Genomic DNA, 16142 nt, shown 5'->3' with positions numbered 1-16142 from the left:
TTTTCCAATTCACAATTTTATTTAGATAATAGGGATTTCCCTGTCATTTCAACAGGTTTTTCGACTCCAAGCAAATCAAGCATCGTTGGAGCTAAATCGCCTAGGATTCCACCTGTTCTTAATGTTACCTGATTTTTAGTGATAATGACAGGCACAGGATTCGTTGTATGGGCTGTCATTGGGTTGCCTTCGAGCGTTACGACTTCATCAGCATTCCCATGGTCAGCTGTAATGATGGCCGTACCGCCTTTTGAGACGATTAAATCGACTATCCTGCCTAGGCATTCATCAACGGTTTCAATCGCTTTAATGGTAGGCTCAAGCATCCCTGAATGACCAACCATGTCCGGGTTGGCAAAATTCAAGAGGATCGCATCGAAGCGGTCAGCCTCAATTTGTTCCATCAATGCATCAGTCACTTCATAAGCACTCATTTCCGGCTGTAAATCATATGTAGCTACTTTCGGAGAATTAATTAAAATCCTCTCTTCACCAGGAAACTTCTCTTCACGTCCGCCGCTCATGAAAAACGTCACATGCGGATATTTTTCAGTTTCAGCGATACGAAGCTGGGTAAGCTGGTTTTGGGAAAGTACTTCCCCTAATGTATTATCAAGATTTGTCGGCTTAAAAGCAACATATCCGTCAACTGTTTCCGAAAAATGTGTCAAGCAGACAAAATGGAGATGCTTCGGATGTCCGGGACCGCGGTCAAATGAGCGAAAGTCTTCGTTCGTGAACGTATTTGAAATCTGGATCGCCCGGTCTGGACGGAAGTTATAAAAGATGACGGCATCATCATCTTTAATCGTCGCCACCGGTTTACCATCTTCCGCCGTTATGACTGAAGGTATCACGAATTCGTCAAAAATACCATGTTCATAGGAATCCTCAACACATTCCATCGCAGAAGGGTAAGCAGGTCCATCACCATACACCATAGAACGGTAGGATTTCTCCACACGCTCCCAGCGTTTATCACGGTCCATCGAATAATATCTTCCTGAAATGGTCGCGAACTGACCAACACCGATTTCCTTCATTTTCGCTTCCGCTTCCTTAATATAACCTTGCGCCGTTTTAGGTCCGACATCACGTCCATCTAAAAATGCATGTACATATACATTTTTAACTCCTTCTTTAGCGGCCAATTTCAGCAGGGCATACATATGTTCAATATGACTGTGAACGCCGCCATCTGAAAGAAGACCGAATAGGTGAAGGTCCGTCCCTTTTTTCTTGGTATGGCTCATGGCATCGACCAAAGTTGGGTTTTCTGCAAACTCCCCTTCACGGATTGCCAGGTTAACACGGGTCAGACTTTGATAAACGATCCGTCCTGCCCCGATATTCAAATGGCCCACTTCAGAGTTACCCATTTGACCGGCAGGCAAGCCGACCGCTTCCCCGCTTGCAGTTAAATGGGAATGCGGATACTGTTCCCAATAACGGTCAAAGTTCGGTTTTTTTGCATGAAAAACAGCATTTCCTTCTTCTTCGTTACGGCAGCCAAAACCGTCCAGGATGATAAGTGCCACAGGCGACTTACTCATAGTGACCAGCCTCCAGCAATTGTAAAAAGGAATCCGTTTTCAAGCTAGCCCCGCCTACCAACGCACCGTCAATGTCAGGTTGTGCCATGTACTCTTTAATATTCTCAGGTTTTACACTGCCACCGTATTGGATGCGGATGGCAGCGGCTGCTTCATTTGAAAATTTGTCAGCAACCACAGAACGGATATGTGCACAAACTTCATTTGCATCTTGAGCAGATGACGATTTTCCTGTTCCAATCGCCCAAATCGGCTCATATGCAATGACGGCTTGTTTCAATTGTTCGTCTGATAATCCAGCTAAGCCTTTTTCAATCTGGCTGCCAACGAAATCATTCGTTTCGCCAGCTTCCCTTTGCTCAAGTGTTTCACCGCAACAAACGATAGGGGTCATCCGGTGGGCAAAAGCTGCATGCGCTTTTTTATTAACGGCTTCATCCGTTTCGTTGAACATTTCCCGGCGTTCGGAATGACCAAGTATGACGTAGGATACACCAAGATCAGCTAAAGCGATCGGGCTGATTTCCCCCGTGAAAGCACCACTTTCTTCAAAGTGCATGTTCTGCGCCCCGATTTTCACATCGGTTCCTTTTGCTGCTTGAACCAGTTGATCCAAAAACAAGGCTGGAGCACATACAACCGTATCGATTAAATCTTGCTTCGGAATCAAATTGCTCACTTCTTCTAGGAAGGCAGTCGCCTCAGATAGTGTTTTATTCATTTTCCAGTTTCCTGCAATAATCGGTTTACGCATTTGGTTTCTCATCCCTTCTAAAGTTGAAATATGTAACGGTTTACGCTTATTTATCGTTCAAGGCCACAACGCCAGGCAATTCCTTGCCTTCCATGAACTCAAGAGATGCACCGCCGCCTGTTGAAATATGGGACATCTTTTCTGCTAAGCCAAACTTTTCAGCAGCTGCGGCTGAATCCCCTCCGCCTACAATGCTGTAAGTATCTTTTGCTTCCGCCAATGCTTCAGCAACCGTTCTCGTTCCATTAGCAAATTTATCGAACTCGAATACTCCCATTGGTCCATTCCATATGACAAGCTTGGATCCTTTGATTACATCCGCAAATAATTCACTTGTTTTCGGACCGATATCCAGAGCCATTTTATCACTTGGAATAGCATCGATATCGACATTCTCTGTCTCTGCATCAGGTGAAAATTCAGCTGTTACGACTGCATCGATAGGCAAATGCAATTTTACGCCTTTTTCTTTTGCGCTTTCGATGAAAGACTTGGCCAATTCTATTTTGTCTTCTTCCAATAAAGAATTACCGATTTCATGACCTTGCGCTTTAATAAATGTATAACCCAGTCCACCACCAATGATCAAGTGATCGACATTTTCCAAAAGGTTTTCGATAACGCCTATCTTATCCTTTACTTTTGCTCCGCCAATTATAGCTGTAAAAGGACGTTCCGGGTTGGATAACGCTTTTCCTAGCACAGAAAGTTCTTTTTCCATCAGCAATCCGGCAACAGCTGGGAGATGGTGTGCTATTCCTTCAGTTGAAGCATGTGCACGATGCGCAGCTCCGAATGCATCATTTACATATACATCCGCCAGTGCAGCGAATGACTTCGCCAATTCTTGATCATTCTTCTCTTCTCCTGGATAGAAACGAACGTTTTCCAACAACAGGATCTCGCCATTTTGCATGTTATCAATGATTGATTGAACGGAATCACCGTAAGCTTCTTCAGCCTTTTGCACATCTTTTCCACTAAGTTCGCTTAGTCTTTCCGCAACAGGAGCTAAACGCAATTCTTCAACGACTTGTCCTTTAGGGCGGCCAAGGTGACTGGCTAAAATGACTTTAGCGCCTTGTTCCGTCAGATAGGAAATCGTCGGAAGTGCAGCTTTGATTCTCGTATCATCCGAAATCTTCCCGTCCTGCATCGGCACGTTGAAATCAACACGGCAAAATACGCGTTTCCCCTTTAATTCAATGTCTCTAATCGACTTTTTATTCATAATCCAAGAACCCCCTTAGATATTGTTATCATATTTTTGATTCTTTTAGTCAAAAAGGGAGAGGGTAAATATCCCAACTCCCCTTTTCTCTTTTTCATTATAGTCGGTTTCCAAGAAATTATCCAAAAACAAGAAATGTAAACGCTTGACCGATTAATGACTTACTAATAATATCATCTTCTGCCAAGTTTTTTTAGAGGTGTGATTAAAAAAACCTCACCTTGGTGAGGTTTTTTTAATTATTCTAATTACAATCCTTTTTTAGCCAAATAGTCGATCAAATCAACAACACGGCTAGAATATCCAGTTTCATTATCATACCAAGATAATACTTTAACCATGTTTCCTTCCATTACCATTGTTGAAAGGGCATCGATTGTAGAAGAAGATGGGTTACCGTTATAGTCAGTTGATACTAGCGGAAGTTCGCTGTACTCAAGAATTCCTTTTAGTTCGCCTTCAGAAGCCTTTTTAAATGCTGCATTCACTTCTTCAACTGTTGTGTCTTTTTCAAGTTCTGCAACAAGGTCGACAACAGACACGTTTGGAGTAGGTACGCGCATTGCCATACCATTCAATTTCCCTTTAAGTTCAGGAAGGACAAGTGCAACAGCTTTTGCTGCCCCAGTTGTTGTAGGAATGATATTCTCAGCAGCTGCACGTGCACGACGGTAATCTTTATGAGGCAAATCAAGGATTTGCTGATCATTTGTATATGAGTGAACAGTAGTCATCATACCGCGTTTGATTCCGAATTGTTCATGAAGCACTTTAGCAAATGGAGCTAAGCAGTTCGTTGTACAAGAAGCATTAGAGATAACATGGTGGTTTGCTGCATCATATTTGTCTTCGTTTACACCCATGACGATTGTGATATCTTCATCAGATGCAGGAGCAGAGATGATTACTTTTTTCGCACCAGCTTCTAAATGCTTAGCTGCATCTGCACGTTTTGTGAAACGTCCTGTAGATTCTACAACTACTTCTACTCCTAGTTCACCCCATGCTAATTGTGCAGGATCACGTTCAGCCAATACTTTGACTTTAAGACCATCAACAACAAGATAATCCCCATCAACTGTTACTTTTTCATTAAGAGATCCGTGAATTGTATCGTATTGAAGAAGATGCGCTAGCATATTAGCATCCGTTAAGTCATTAATAGCAACGATCTCAACCTCAGGATTACTCAATGCTGCACGAAATACATTACGTCCTATACGTCCAAAACCATTAATTCCAACTTTTACTGCCATGAAAAATTCCTCCTTTAAAGTTCACAAATATATTAAGGGGTGTAATTCCCCTGAATTAACTCTTGTGCCGCTGCTTCATCCGTGATCAAAACGGTTGATGAAGGCGCGCCTTTCATATAAGAGCGGATAGCCTTAGCTTTAGTTTTCCCACCTGCCACAGTTATCACTCGCTTTTCAGGGCTAAGATCATCTAACTGGATGCCGACCGTCAAAACTTTATGAACAACTTTTCCGTTTTCATCGTAATAATAACCGAATGCTTCTCCTACAGCATTTCCATCTAACAGCTTCTTTAACATTTCTGGCGGAGAATTTCTTCTCTCTGCCATCGCCATGGCGTCACCAATTCCATGAATGATCATATCGGCAGATTTGATTTGGGAAATCACTTCTTTGATTGCAGGTTCCTTCATGAAGGAAGCATAAACCTCACCGCTTAATTGATCGGGTACATATAACACTCTGTATGAGGCCTGCGCCTTCTGTGCCATTTTTTCGACAATCGTATTAGCCTGATTCTGCACCGCTTCACCAATGCCCCCGCGTGCTGGGACAAATGTCAATTTCTTCGATGCTTCATCAGGTGACAGCGAATCAGCCACTTCGGCCATTGTCGATCCACCCGTAACCGCTATGATATTCTTTGAATTCCATTCTCGTTTCATACGGTTTGCACAAGCTTTACCCAATTCTTTTTTCACCCATGGGGTCTCGTCACAATTTCCTGAGACAATAATGACCTCGTCCACTTGCAACAAATCCTGCAATTGCCGTTCCATTATGTCTATACCCATTACTTCACGCATTATTCCTTCTAACTTATCCAGGATTTCAATCCCTTCATCAGTCAGCGACATGCCAGAACTGAATATGTTAACCAGGTTCTGACTTTTCAGAAAATCAACCTCGCTCCTAAGCGTCCGCTCTGTCAAATTAAGGCTTACGGCCAGACTTCGCCTTCCAACTGGCTGCATCATTTTGATATAACGCAGGATATCATATCTTTTTTGCATAACCATAAGGAAATCAGGTAATAATTTTCTTTGTACCTCGAGTAATGTACGCATATTTAAAACTCCTAAAAAAGTTAAGTTGGACACATAATGTCCCACGTAGTCATTTTCTGTCCCACTTAAAACAAAAAAATATTCCTGCTACATATTTTATTCTAGCAGGAACGGAATGTTTCTTCAAATGATTTGAAAAATTATTTTTCCAAAAGCCTATTTAGAGCTGATTTATCAACATTTCCGAATTGAACGATATCATCTTTCCATTCTACAACAGGGATCATCAAGCCGAATTTCTCAAGCAAATCATCATCGGTATGGATATCGATTTCCTTATATCCTATGCCTGACTCAAATTTCACTTCTTCAAGTATCTGCTTGGCCTTATCACATAATGGACATTTATCCCGACTATATAAAACAAACGCATTTGATTCCAAACCACTCATCCTTTTCAATCATATCTTTTTCGTTTAGATGAAGAAGGGATTCCTAATTGTTCCCGGTATTTGGCAACGGTTCGACGTGCGAGGATAATTCCATGCTCCGCTTTCAATCGTTCCGCCAAGTCTTGATCCGAAAGCGGCTTTTGTTTATTTTCACCATTGATGGCTGCCTGGAGGCTCTTTTTTGCTTGCATGCCCGACATATCCTCATCAAGGCCGACTGACTGTAAAGAAGTAGTGAAAAATATCCGCATCTCTATCGTGCCAAATGGCGTCTGCACGTATTTCCCTTTAACGGCCCGGCTTACTGTGGACTCATGTATACCAAGCTCGTCGGCGACTTCCTTCATCGTCATCGGCTTCAAATAGTTCAAGCCATGATGAAAGCACGCCGGCTGTTTTTCGACGATGCATTGAATAACCTTCAGTATCGTTTCTTTTCTCTGTTGGATCCCTCTAGAGATCCATTGATACTCCTGCCACTTATCCTGGATAAACTTTTGCACTCCCTGGTCCTTATGGCTCTTCATTCGGTTTAAATACCCTTTATCCACATTAAGATTGGGAGAGTTGCCGTCATAGTTCCCGACAAGCAGTATCCCATCACGAACTTCCACGACCACGTCCGGCACTATATAAGAAGGTTTTTCCTGAAAAAATAGTGAAGCTGGACGCGGGTTCAACGTCTGGACATAATCAAATACTTCTTGAATCTCCTTCATTGTAACACCGATTTTCTTACTTAAGTCTTTCCAACGCTTTTCAGCAAAATCGAGGAAATGGTTTTCTATGATCGATTCTGCCAGCTGATTCACCCCTTCTGCTTTTACCTGAAGCAAAAGGCACTCTTGGAGATTTCTTGCTGCAATTCCATGTGGCTCGAGTTGCTGTAAAATCGAAAGGCTCTCTTCCAACACGACTGAAGAAATCCCTGGAACACATATATCCTCCAGCTGAGTCCTTAAGTAACCGTTTTCATCAAGATTATGAATTAATAGCAGCATTGCCTTCTGCTGCTCACCGGAAAGTTGCTGGTGATTCACCTGGGACATGACATGCTGTTCAAGCGATAGAGTATCTTCACTGATCTGTTCAATCCAATAGTTGGCATCATACGTATTTTTAAGAGTACGTTTACCCTTTTTCCGGTCAAAGGTTGGCTGAAATAAAGCCGATGTTGGCTGATCTAGGGACAGTAATGGATTTTCCGCCATTTTATTTTCTAAGAAAGCCGATAGCTCCTGTGAGGAGTATTGCAGCAATGTAATAGCCTGCATTAGCTCCTGGGTCATTGCCATCTTTAATGTTTGCTGTTGAAAAAGTCCTGCTTTCATATTCATACTCATCGATTCATCCCTCCCCCACTCCATTCTACATTATCAGGAGAAAATTCTACACAAAAACCCATGAAAACGCTTACGTTTTTTTCTGAATAGTGTATTTGTTTTAAATACTATATGTTAGAAATGTAATTTTCACAACTACTTTTATTGAAAAATCACCATTTTTCAAAGGGGTGGGCCAATATTTTCCAAAAAAGCTGACATAGCAAGATTCGATGGAATTTTACGGAAATCGAGTAAATCCATCAAAAACCGCAAGAACCCAATTGATGCAACCTTTTAAAAATGGCCAATAAAAAATCCCCCACTTTATTAAGCAGAAGATTGGTAATGCCCTCGGCAGGAATCGAACCTGCATTTCAAGCTTCGGAGGCTTGCGTTCTATCCGTTGCACTACGAGGGCGTAATAGAAAATATTTTTTCGACAGACTTCATTATATGATAGAATCCCATCCTTTGCAAGGGTTATCAGGTTTAAAAATTCGCCTTTTGGGTATTATGGGTAATGTGGAAATTCATCCCTGTGCGGCATAATATATAAAGTAATCTATCAGGAAGGAGCCTTGGCCAGAAAATTGTCGAACAAATTATCCATTATAGGGTTTGTTTTGTTTGACCTAAATTGACCAAAAAGTGTATCATACATACATAAAGAATTTAAATGATTCTCTTAATCGAAGGAGGAAATGAACATGAATTTAATTCCTACAGTTATCGAACAAACAAGTCGTGGGGAGCGTGCCTACGATATTTACTCCCGTTTATTAAAGGACCGGATCATTATGCTAGGAAGTGCAATTGACGATAATGTTTCCAACTCAATTGTAGCTCAATTACTATTTTTAGAAGCAGAAAATCCTGAAAAAGATATCACTCTATATATCAACAGCCCCGGTGGAAGCATCACTTCCGGTATGGCCATTTACGATACTATGCAATATATCAAACCTAATGTATCCACTGTATGCATCGGTATGGCTGCTTCCATGGGTGCATTCCTATTGGCAGCTGGTGAAAAAGGCAAACGTTATGCGTTGCCAAATAGTGAAGTCATGATTCACCAACCACTTGGAGGAGCTCAAGGTCAAGCTACTGAAATTGAAATTGCAGCCCGCCGTATCCTTCACTTGAAAGATAAACTGAACCAAATATTAGCAGAACGTACTGGTCAACCTATTGAAGTCCTTCAAAGAGATACGGAGCGTGATAACTTCATGACTTCCGAAAGGGCTCTTGAATATGGATTGATTGACAAAGTAATCACACGCAGCGCTCTTGATGATAAAAAAGACTCTAAATAATAATTATTATACAAAAGCTCCGGAAGCCGTCTTAAGCGACTTTCGGAGCTTTTTTTCTTAATCTGAAAAATCATAAAAGAAAAGGATGCACTTTTAGGCATCCTCTTTTTTTAACCCTCTTGCTGAACGAACTCTTCCAATGCCTCTAATGCTTCTTTTTCATCGCGTCCTTCGACGATTAACTTCACGGACACGCCAGAACTGATGGCAAGGCTCATTAATCCCATTATACTTTTTGCATTCACTTTCTTTCCTTCTTTTTCAAGAAAAACATCTGAATGAAAGCGGTTAGCTTCTTGTACAAAAAGAGCCGCCGGCCGGGCTTGTAAACCCGTTTTCAATTTTACCTCAACTTGTTTTTCCACCATCTTGATCTCCCCTGTTAGCTTTATTTTTTCGCAGAAATAGCCTCTCCCCCACGGAGCCTGTCAGCTATTTCATCAATCTTTCGCAATCTGTGATTAATTCCGGACTTACTGATGTTTCCTCCGGATACCATTTCTCCAAGTTCCTTTAAGGTTATATCCTGAAATGCTATCCTAAGCTCCGCAATTTCCCGAAGCTTATCCGGTAAAATGCTTAGTCCCACCGTATCCTCAATGTAATGGATATTTTCAACCTGGCGCAATGAGGCACCAATCGTTTTGTTCAAATTGGCTGTTTCACAATTCACAAGTCGATTCACTGAATTACGCATATCACGGACAATCCGTACATCCTCGAACCTTAATAAAGCTGAATGGGCACCAACTATACTTAAAAACTCGGCAATCTTTTCGGCTTCTTTCAAATAAATGATGTACCCTTTTTTGCGTTCAAGCGTCTTGGCCTTCAAGCCAAACTTATTCATTAGCTCACAAAGGGCATCATTGTGCTCTTTATAAAGTGAGAAAATCTCAAGGTGATAGGAAGACGTTTCCGGATTGTTTACCGAACCCCCCGCAAGAAATGCACCTCTTAGGTATGAACGCTTACAGCATTTCTTCCCAACAATAGTATCGGATATGGCATGGAGAATTTCAAAGCCATCGCCTAAAATTTCCAAATCGGTTAAAATCCGCTGCCCTCCTGATGACATCCTGACAATATAAACATTATTCTTTTTAAGCTTCATCTTTTTACGGACCAAAAGCTCGACCTGGACCTCATAACTTTTTTTCAGCAGCGTATAAATCCTTCTGGCAATCGCAGCATTTTCAGTTTGAATATCCACAACAAGCTTCCGATTAGAAAATGAAAGGGATCCGTTCATCCGGATAAGCGCACACAATTCCGCTTTTCCACAGCAATCCTTTCCCTCTAATGTAGTAAGCTCTTTTTTAGTTTCTGAAGCAAAAGACATCCATTTCACCCCCAATCGAACGCAGGTAATCTATTTTTATCAATCAAAAAACCGTCCCCGCTTATATCTACGGAACTATGTGGCTTTTTGTTTCATTTACAAGCATATTATAAAGCAAATCCGCCACTTTTTTCGTGTCATGGCGTATTACATTCCCTTCATAGCTGAAAATGCGTTCTTGTATGATCTCAAGACCCATTCTTTTCAAACTTTCCACATCATACATAACCGGTTTGGCATATTCAGCTTGATAACGTTGCTGAATTTCGGTTGGTATTTCTTCATTATTAACAAGTATCCTGTCAATATATGCATTCCCCATATGGTCATATATAGCTTTTATATGATCGCTCGCGCTATAATCCAGCGTCTCGCCGGCTTGTGTCATCAAATTGCAAATGTACACCTTCTTAGCCTTGGAACGGGCGACTTCTTCCCCTAGACCCGGGACAAGTAAGTTAGGCAGAATGCTAGTATATAAGCTTCCTGGACCGATGACAATTAGATCTGCCTGCTTGATTTCCTGGAGAGTTTCACTGAGCGGCTTTATATGTTGAGGAGACAGAAATACTTTTTTTATTTTCTTTCCTGAAAAGGGAATCTTGGATTCTCCAGTAACAACCGTTCCGTCATTCATCTTCGCATGAAGAACCACGCTTTGGTTGGCAGCCGGAAGCACTTTACCGCGGACATTAAGGAATTTACTCATTTCCTGGATTGCATGGACAAAATCCCCAGTCAACGAGGTCATAGCCGCAAGTATCAAATTCCCCAGCGAATGCCCAGACAGCTCATTTTTACTTTGAAAGCGATGTTGAAACATTTGTTCAACAAGAGGCTCTACATCCGATAACGCAGCCAGCACGTTACGGATATCACCTGGCGCGGGGATATCCATATCCTCGCGAAGGCGACCTGAACTTCCACCATCATCAGCTACCGTAACGATTGCCGTTATATCAACCGGATGTTTCTTTAAACCCCTCAACAAAACAGGAAGGCCAGTTCCCCCTCCGATGATTACAACCTTAGGTTGTTTCTTATTATCTAACATCTGCTTTCCCCTTACTTTTTTCGATATCGCGATGTGATACTTGAACCCTGTAATCTTTTTTGAAGTGGTTTGAAATATACTCCGTCAATGCTACAGAACGATGCTGACCGCCTGTACAACCAATCGCAACAACAAGCTGTGCTTTTCCTTCACGTTTATAATATGGAAGCATGAAGGCAAGCAGATCTGTCACCTTTTCCAAGAACTTTTGAGTCTCACTCCATTTTAAAACGTAACTCGACACTTCCTGTTCCAAACCAGTCTTTGGCCTCATATGGTCAATATAATATGGATTTGGCAGGAAACGTACATCAAACACAAGGTCGGCATCTATGGGCAGACCATGCTTGAATCCGAAGGACATGACATTGACTGTAAAACCTACACTTTTATCCGCAGAAAATTCAGAAGCGATTTTCTCCCTCAATTCGCGCGGTTTAAGTTGTGAAGTATTAAAAATCAACTGAGCCCTTCCCTTTAATTCGTCCAAAAGTTCCCGTTCCATTTTAATGCCTTCCAATGGCCGGCCTAATGGAGCAAGAGGATGGGTCCTTCTCGTTTCCTTATATCTGCGTACCAAGGAATCATCATCCGCTTCAAGAAAAAGGATTCTTGGTGATACTGCGGCTGTATCCGTTAAATTATCCAGTGCAAGAAATAAGGAATCAAAAAACTCCCTCCCCCTCAAATCCATGACAAGGGCCACTTTATTCATCTTATTCCCAGAGTCCTTCATTAACTCCAAAAACTTTGGCAATAGTGTGGGCGGCAAATTATCGACACAAAAAAAGCCGAGGTCTTCAAAACTTTGAACCGCCACTGTCTTACCTGCTCCTGACATTCCGGTAATGATGACCAATTGCGTTTCACTCATCTGCCCTGTACTCATAGTTCTCCGCCCCCATGTATAACAATCTTTTTTATAAGTGAATATTAACCTGGATCCAATCGATAAGAGAGTAACTTAAACTCAGGCGTATAGGTAAACGTTCCATAAATGATTCCTCTTCCATGAACCATATAGTCCAGAATGTGAAAATCACCTTCAGCCATCATCAGGTTTTTAACATCTTCAACCGGATGCCAGCTTAGTTCCCCTTCTTCACAAACATCCACATTGACACCATCGGAATCCGTTGCAAAGAAAGTGAACATCATCCATTCTGACAAAACTTTATCCCCGTCCTTCATAATGAAGGTGAAAATACCTTTGATGGAAGGGTTTTTTAAATAAACGCCTGTTTCTTCGCGATATTCTCTAATACAGGCATCACGTACAGATTCTCCAGGTTCCATCTTGCCGCCTGGAGCTACCCACCATCCGCGTCTAGGTTTTTTCAATAAGAGGATTTGATCATCCTTAATCAATACACAGTTTGTGACACGTTGCACGTTCTTCACCTCAATTGGCCTCTGCTCGACTATAGAAACCTTCACCCTCCGTCTTGAAGAGATTCAGTTCATATCCTTAAACCGCCGCTAGATATCCATTTGGCGATTTACAAATGCTAATAGTTCAAACAAGTTGTATTTTACATCTTCTTACCTTTATGAAAGATATATATATGTTTAGTATATCTTATCATTATACTATTTTTGAAATAAGCTAACAATAAAGTAAACTTCCTGTATTGGCGGAATATTCATTCGCAAGGAAGTACGGAGTAAGTCTTCATCTCCTGCTTAACTCCTATTCTTCTCCACTTCCCCTCCCTAAATGCAAAAGGCTGGCTTACTTCACATTAAAAGTTATCACCTAAAAATTGGTACGAAATATACAGTCTTAAAGCAGGACACAAAAAAAGGACACAGATACTTAATCTGTGTCCTCAAACGTTTATAATTAAAGGGGGTCAACTTCTACCCATACTATACCCAATCATTATTTCACGCGTGTTACAACCTCGTTAAAAGCGAATTACGATTCTTATGAAATTAAGCTTTTGGCTGCAACTTTTCTTGAAGTTCCTCAACATAATGCTGAGCGGCTTGAGCAGCTATGCTTCCATCACCTGTAGCTGTAACGATTTGGCGCAAAGTTTTTTCTCGAACGTCACCCGCAGCAAAAATACCCGGGATCCGTGTCTCCATCCGATCATTCGTTTCAATATAGCCTGCAGCATTCAAGATGCCCAAGTTCTCAAATGGTTTAGTCAGCGGAAGCATTCCGATATAAATGAATACACCGTCAGCGTCCATCACTGTCTCTTCTCCATTTTCGGTGGAAACTAGAGTGACACCGCCCACTTTGCCGCCATTTTCATTAATTTCCTTCAAAGTATGATTCCAGATGAAGCTAATTTTCTCATTGGCAAATGCACGATCTTGAAGAATCTTTTGAGCACGAAGTTCATCACGTCTATGAACGATAGTAACTTTGGAAGCAAAGCGTGTTAAGTAAACGCCCTCTTCAACAGCAGAGTCTCCGCCGCCGATAACGAACAGTTCCTTTTGCTTGAAAAATGCACCATCACAAACTGCACAATACGATACACCGCGGCCGCCCAATTCTTTTTCGCCAGGAACGCCGATTTTCTTGTATTCGGCACCCGATGAAACAATGATTGAACGTGCTTTGAATTCCTTGGAACCGGCTTTGATCGTTTTATACTCTTCACCGTCAATGATTTCCTTAACATCCCCATAAGCATATTCCGCACCGAATTTCTTTGCATGGTCAAACATTTTCGTCGAAAGTTCAGGTCCGAGGATTGTGTCGAATCCAGGGTAATTTTCTACTTCCTCTGTATTGGCCATTTGCCCGCCCGGCACTCCGCGTTCTAACATCAATGTTGAAAGGTTCGCACGTGATGTATAGACAGCCGCCGTCATCCCTGCAGGACCAGCTCCAATAATAACAACGTCATAAATTTTTTCAGACATGTTCTCACTCCTCCATATTCCATTAGAAATGGAACCTTCACTACCGTTAGTGTTCCCTACCTATTATCCTATATAACAAATAATTTTTCGTCCAAATATCTGCTCATCCCAGAAGTGTTTGAACCAACTTTACGTACTTCGATAAGGTGGACACCGATATAAAATGTTTGTCTGCGATTGCCTGTTTGCTCGCCTTTTCATTTTTAAGCTGATTCCACACATACTCCACCGCAGATGCCCAGCCTGCTGGATTATTTAACTTCTGCTCGGATTTCACCGCTTCGATAAAGACGGAAAACCACATTAAATAGAGTCCGGCTTCATCTAATTGTATCGGTTGGAAATGCTGATATAATAGCTCAGCTGTGCGATCGGCAAAATCAATCGGTGTTAATTGGCGATCTTTGGCGGGAGTCTGCACAAGGTCTGCATAATCACGTTCCAAATCAGTGAAATTCTGATTTAGGTTGAGGACCTGGTTTTTCAATAGCTTCTGTTTATGGATCGAATGTTTCAGAAGAAAAATGGCAAACAGCCTTTCTTCGATGAATTCGCTTTCCAGCCTTTTTAAAATAGAAGGAAAATGATGTTCAAAACCATCTGAAGTCGCATTCATATCTCCCCAAGGCTCCATGCCTTCCTTTTCCGGGTTCATTTCCACGACCTTTTTCCATGCCTTTCTGGCAGCCTGTTCATGACCTAAGTGGAAAGCGGAAATGGTAAGCCAATAGTAGAAGGTTCCATCTCCCTCGAACCCTTGCTTTTGCAATACTTTCAGCCATTTATATGCAGATGCATAGTTTCCGATCAAAGCGAATGTCGCTCCAAGCTTGAAACGATGTTCGGATAGCATCGGACGAATTTTCTCCAGCATCTGTATGAGCTCTTCAACCTTTTCTTCATCCTGTTGATAATGATGAAAAACAACAAGGTTACAAAGCGCATGCAGATTTCCAGGACTTTTTTCCAGTACCTCTTCCAGTGTTTCAAAAGCTTCATTTACTTGACCGAGATAGAAATAGGCAAGTGCCAGGTTATTATAAGCGGACCAGTAATCCTCGTATTCGGCAATCGTTTCTTTCAGGACTTCGATTGCCTTCGGGAAATTCCCCGATTCCAGATACTCACGGGCTTTTTCCTGTTTGGTAATGAGTCCATCATGCTTAAAGGGATTTTCTTCTGACTCATCAGACTCAAAAGTTATTAGTTCAAGCAGATCCTCTGCGTCATCGCTGAACTCTCCGTCTTCTTCTTTATCAAGATAAGCACTGGCGTGACGGTAAGCCTCCTTGAACATGCCTAAGTGGGCATAATTATTCGCCAGGAAGTAATGGCATTCCGACATATAGGGATCCATCACATCCAAGATGTTTTCCAAGAGGTTGTTTGAATAATTATATTCACCGATTTCCGAGCATGTGATTGCCAATTGACAGGCTATCATCGGTTCTGCAGGTTCAAGTTCCAGCGCACGTTCCAGGTATTTTTTTGATTTAGGTAGTTCTCTTCTATGATAAGCTTTTAAACCCTTGGTGAAATAATACTCACCTGTTGGGTGAAAAGTTAGAATTTTTGCCTGTTGGCCAAATTTAGAGTCTTTACTCATGTAATCCTCCATCTACAAGTTGATTAACCATAGTATTATAACATATTGGAGTAAATTTGCCGAACAATTCAAGAAAATGGAAAATGATAATCATCATTCAATCTTTAAGAAAAATTTGGCAAATCCTACATGAATTTCAACCATCGGTTGGTTAAAACCGGGCCAGGATACTATTGGACCGGTTTGGATGAAATGCTTTTAAAAAGGATATTGACGAGCGATGTTTTGTTTGGAAATCCCTTTAATTACATTTAATCCCTCCACTACCCAAGGGTTACCGAAGCGTCCCATTCCTCTCATTTTCTTCCTCCAAACGCGACATCCGGACCATCATTTACAGTTTGGTCATTGATATATGTATCC

General features: G+C 41.6%; 15 protein-coding genes and 1 tRNA gene. 1 reads left to right on the top strand and 15 read right to left on the bottom strand.

Annotation, left to right across the window (positions count from 1 at the left end; translation table 11 throughout):
* Positions 1 to 17 precede the first annotated feature (17 nt).
* From gpmI to QUF94_RS02260, 8 genes are all read right to left on the bottom strand, one after another.
* Positions 18 to 1553, bottom strand: coding sequence for a 2,3-bisphosphoglycerate-independent phosphoglycerate mutase (gpmI, locus tag QUF94_RS02295; protein ID WP_289314432.1), 1536 nt, complete (start codon positions 1551 to 1553; stop codon positions 18 to 20).
* Positions 1546 to 2307 (bottom strand): triose-phosphate isomerase, encoded by a 762-nt coding sequence (tpiA, locus tag QUF94_RS02290; protein ID WP_289314431.1) that lies wholly within the window; start codon positions 2305 to 2307, stop codon positions 1546 to 1548. Before tpiA ends, gpmI begins: the two co-directional genes overlap by 8 nt.
* Positions 2308 to 2353: 46 nt before the next feature.
* Positions 2354 to 3538, bottom strand: a complete 1185-nt coding sequence (locus QUF94_RS02285; protein WP_289314430.1) for a phosphoglycerate kinase — start codon at positions 3536 to 3538, stop codon at positions 2354 to 2356.
* Between the two features lie 248 nt (positions 3539 to 3786).
* Positions 3787 to 4794 (bottom strand): type I glyceraldehyde-3-phosphate dehydrogenase, encoded by a 1008-nt coding sequence (gene gap / locus QUF94_RS02280; protein WP_289314429.1) that lies wholly within the window; start codon positions 4792 to 4794, stop codon positions 3787 to 3789.
* A 32-nt stretch (positions 4795 to 4826) separates the two neighbouring features.
* Positions 4827 to 5861 (bottom strand): sugar-binding transcriptional regulator, encoded by a 1035-nt coding sequence (locus tag QUF94_RS02275; RefSeq protein WP_289314428.1) that lies wholly within the window; start codon positions 5859 to 5861, stop codon positions 4827 to 4829.
* Positions 5862 to 6001: 140 nt separating this feature from the next.
* Complete coding sequence (locus QUF94_RS02270; protein WP_289318269.1) at positions 6002 to 6253, bottom strand: glutaredoxin family protein; 252 nt, start codon at positions 6251 to 6253, stop codon at positions 6002 to 6004.
* Between the two features lie 5 nt (positions 6254 to 6258).
* On the bottom strand, positions 6259 to 7596 hold the full coding sequence (gene rpoN, locus QUF94_RS02265; protein WP_289314427.1) for an RNA polymerase factor sigma-54: 1338 nt from the start codon (positions 7594 to 7596) through the stop codon (positions 6259 to 6261).
* Between the two features lie 328 nt (positions 7597 to 7924).
* Positions 7925 to 7996 (bottom strand) — tRNA-Arg (locus QUF94_RS02260).
* 289 nt (positions 7997 to 8285) lie between these two features.
* On the opposite strand from QUF94_RS02260, the gene clpP reads away from it, so the two are divergent.
* A complete protein-coding gene (gene clpP, locus QUF94_RS02255) occupies positions 8286 to 8894 on the top strand; it encodes an ATP-dependent Clp endopeptidase proteolytic subunit ClpP (RefSeq protein ID WP_289314426.1) in 609 nt (202 codons plus the stop codon).
* A gap of 110 nt (positions 8895 to 9004) precedes the next feature.
* On the opposite strand, the gene QUF94_RS02250 is transcribed toward clpP, so the two are convergent.
* The 7 genes from QUF94_RS02250 to QUF94_RS02220 all read right to left on the bottom strand — a co-directional run bounded on the left by QUF94_RS02250 (position 9005) and on the right by QUF94_RS02220 (position 15779).
* Positions 9005 to 9262 (bottom strand): HPr family phosphocarrier protein, encoded by a 258-nt coding sequence (locus QUF94_RS02250; RefSeq protein ID WP_048688029.1) that lies wholly within the window; start codon positions 9260 to 9262, stop codon positions 9005 to 9007.
* Between the two features lie 20 nt (positions 9263 to 9282).
* The gene (gene whiA / locus QUF94_RS02245) at positions 9283 to 10236 is read right to left on the bottom strand and encodes a DNA-binding protein WhiA (protein WP_289314425.1); all 954 of its coding nucleotides are present in this window, start codon (positions 10234 to 10236) and stop codon (positions 9283 to 9285) included.
* A gap of 67 nt (positions 10237 to 10303) precedes the next feature.
* Positions 10304 to 11290, bottom strand: a complete 987-nt coding sequence (locus tag QUF94_RS02240) for a gluconeogenesis factor YvcK family protein (protein WP_289314424.1) — start codon at positions 11288 to 11290, stop codon at positions 10304 to 10306.
* Positions 11280 to 12179, bottom strand: a complete 900-nt coding sequence (gene rapZ, locus QUF94_RS02235) for an RNase adapter RapZ (RefSeq protein WP_289314423.1) — start codon at positions 12177 to 12179, stop codon at positions 11280 to 11282. The genes QUF94_RS02240 and rapZ overlap by 11 nt, the downstream gene beginning before the upstream one ends.
* Before the next feature lie 44 nt (positions 12180 to 12223).
* On the bottom strand, positions 12224 to 12682 hold the full coding sequence (locus QUF94_RS02230; protein WP_289318268.1) for an NUDIX hydrolase: 459 nt from the start codon (positions 12680 to 12682) through the stop codon (positions 12224 to 12226).
* Positions 12683 to 13225: 543 nt separating this feature from the next.
* Positions 13226 to 14173 (bottom strand): thioredoxin-disulfide reductase, encoded by a 948-nt coding sequence (gene trxB / locus QUF94_RS02225; protein ID WP_289314422.1) that lies wholly within the window; start codon positions 14171 to 14173, stop codon positions 13226 to 13228.
* A 103-nt stretch (positions 14174 to 14276) separates the two neighbouring features.
* Positions 14277 to 15779, bottom strand: coding sequence for a tetratricopeptide repeat protein (locus QUF94_RS02220; protein ID WP_289314421.1), 1503 nt, complete (start codon positions 15777 to 15779; stop codon positions 14277 to 14279).
* Positions 15780 to 16142 lie beyond the last annotated feature (363 nt).

Origin of the sequence: Peribacillus sp. NJ4 (assembly GCF_030348345.1) — a bacterium.
GTDB lineage: Bacteria > Bacillota > Bacilli > Bacillales > DSM-1321 > Peribacillus.
This window is presented reverse-complemented; position numbering and strand designations above follow the sequence as displayed.

Bases quoted from the DNA above. Each gene is read 5' to 3' on its own strand.
- gpmI (WP_289314432.1), bottom strand. From the start codon at position 1,553: ATGAGTAAGTCGCCTGTGGCACTTATCATCCTGGACGGTTTTGGCTGC.
- tpiA (WP_289314431.1), bottom strand. From the start codon at position 2,307: ATGCGTAAACCGATTATTGCAGGAAACTGGAAAATGAATAAAACACTA.
- QUF94_RS02285 (WP_289314430.1), bottom strand. From the start codon at position 3,538: ATGAATAAAAAGTCGATTAGAGACATTGAATTAAAGGGGAAACGCGTA.
- gap (WP_289314429.1), bottom strand. From the start codon at position 4,794: ATGGCAGTAAAAGTTGGAATTAATGGTTTTGGACGTATAGGACGTAAT.
- QUF94_RS02275 (WP_289314428.1), bottom strand. From the start codon at position 5,861: ATGCGTACATTACTCGAGGTACAAAGAAAATTATTACCTGATTTCCTT.
- QUF94_RS02270 (WP_289318269.1), bottom strand. From the start codon at position 6,253: ATGAGTGGTTTGGAATCAAATGCGTTTGTTTTATATAGTCGGGATAAA.
- rpoN (WP_289314427.1), bottom strand. From the start codon at position 7,596: ATGAGTATGAATATGAAAGCAGGACTTTTTCAACAGCAAACATTAAAG.
- clpP (WP_289314426.1), top strand. From the start codon at position 8,286: ATGAATTTAATTCCTACAGTTATCGAACAAACAAGTCGTGGGGAGCGT.
- QUF94_RS02250 (WP_048688029.1), bottom strand. From the start codon at position 9,262: ATGGTGGAAAAACAAGTTGAGGTAAAATTGAAAACGGGTTTACAAGCC.
- whiA (WP_289314425.1), bottom strand. From the start codon at position 10,236: ATGTCTTTTGCTTCAGAAACTAAAAAAGAGCTTACTACATTAGAGGGA.
- QUF94_RS02240 (WP_289314424.1), bottom strand. From the start codon at position 11,290: ATGTTAGATAATAAGAAACAACCTAAGGTTGTAATCATCGGAGGGGGA.
- rapZ (WP_289314423.1), bottom strand. From the start codon at position 12,179: ATGAGTACAGGGCAGATGAGTGAAACGCAATTGGTCATCATTACCGGA.
- trxB (WP_289314422.1), bottom strand. From the start codon at position 14,173: ATGTCTGAAAAAATTTATGACGTTGTTATTATTGGAGCTGGTCCTGCA.
- QUF94_RS02220 (WP_289314421.1), bottom strand. From the start codon at position 15,779: ATGAGTAAAGACTCTAAATTTGGCCAACAGGCAAAAATTCTAACTTTT.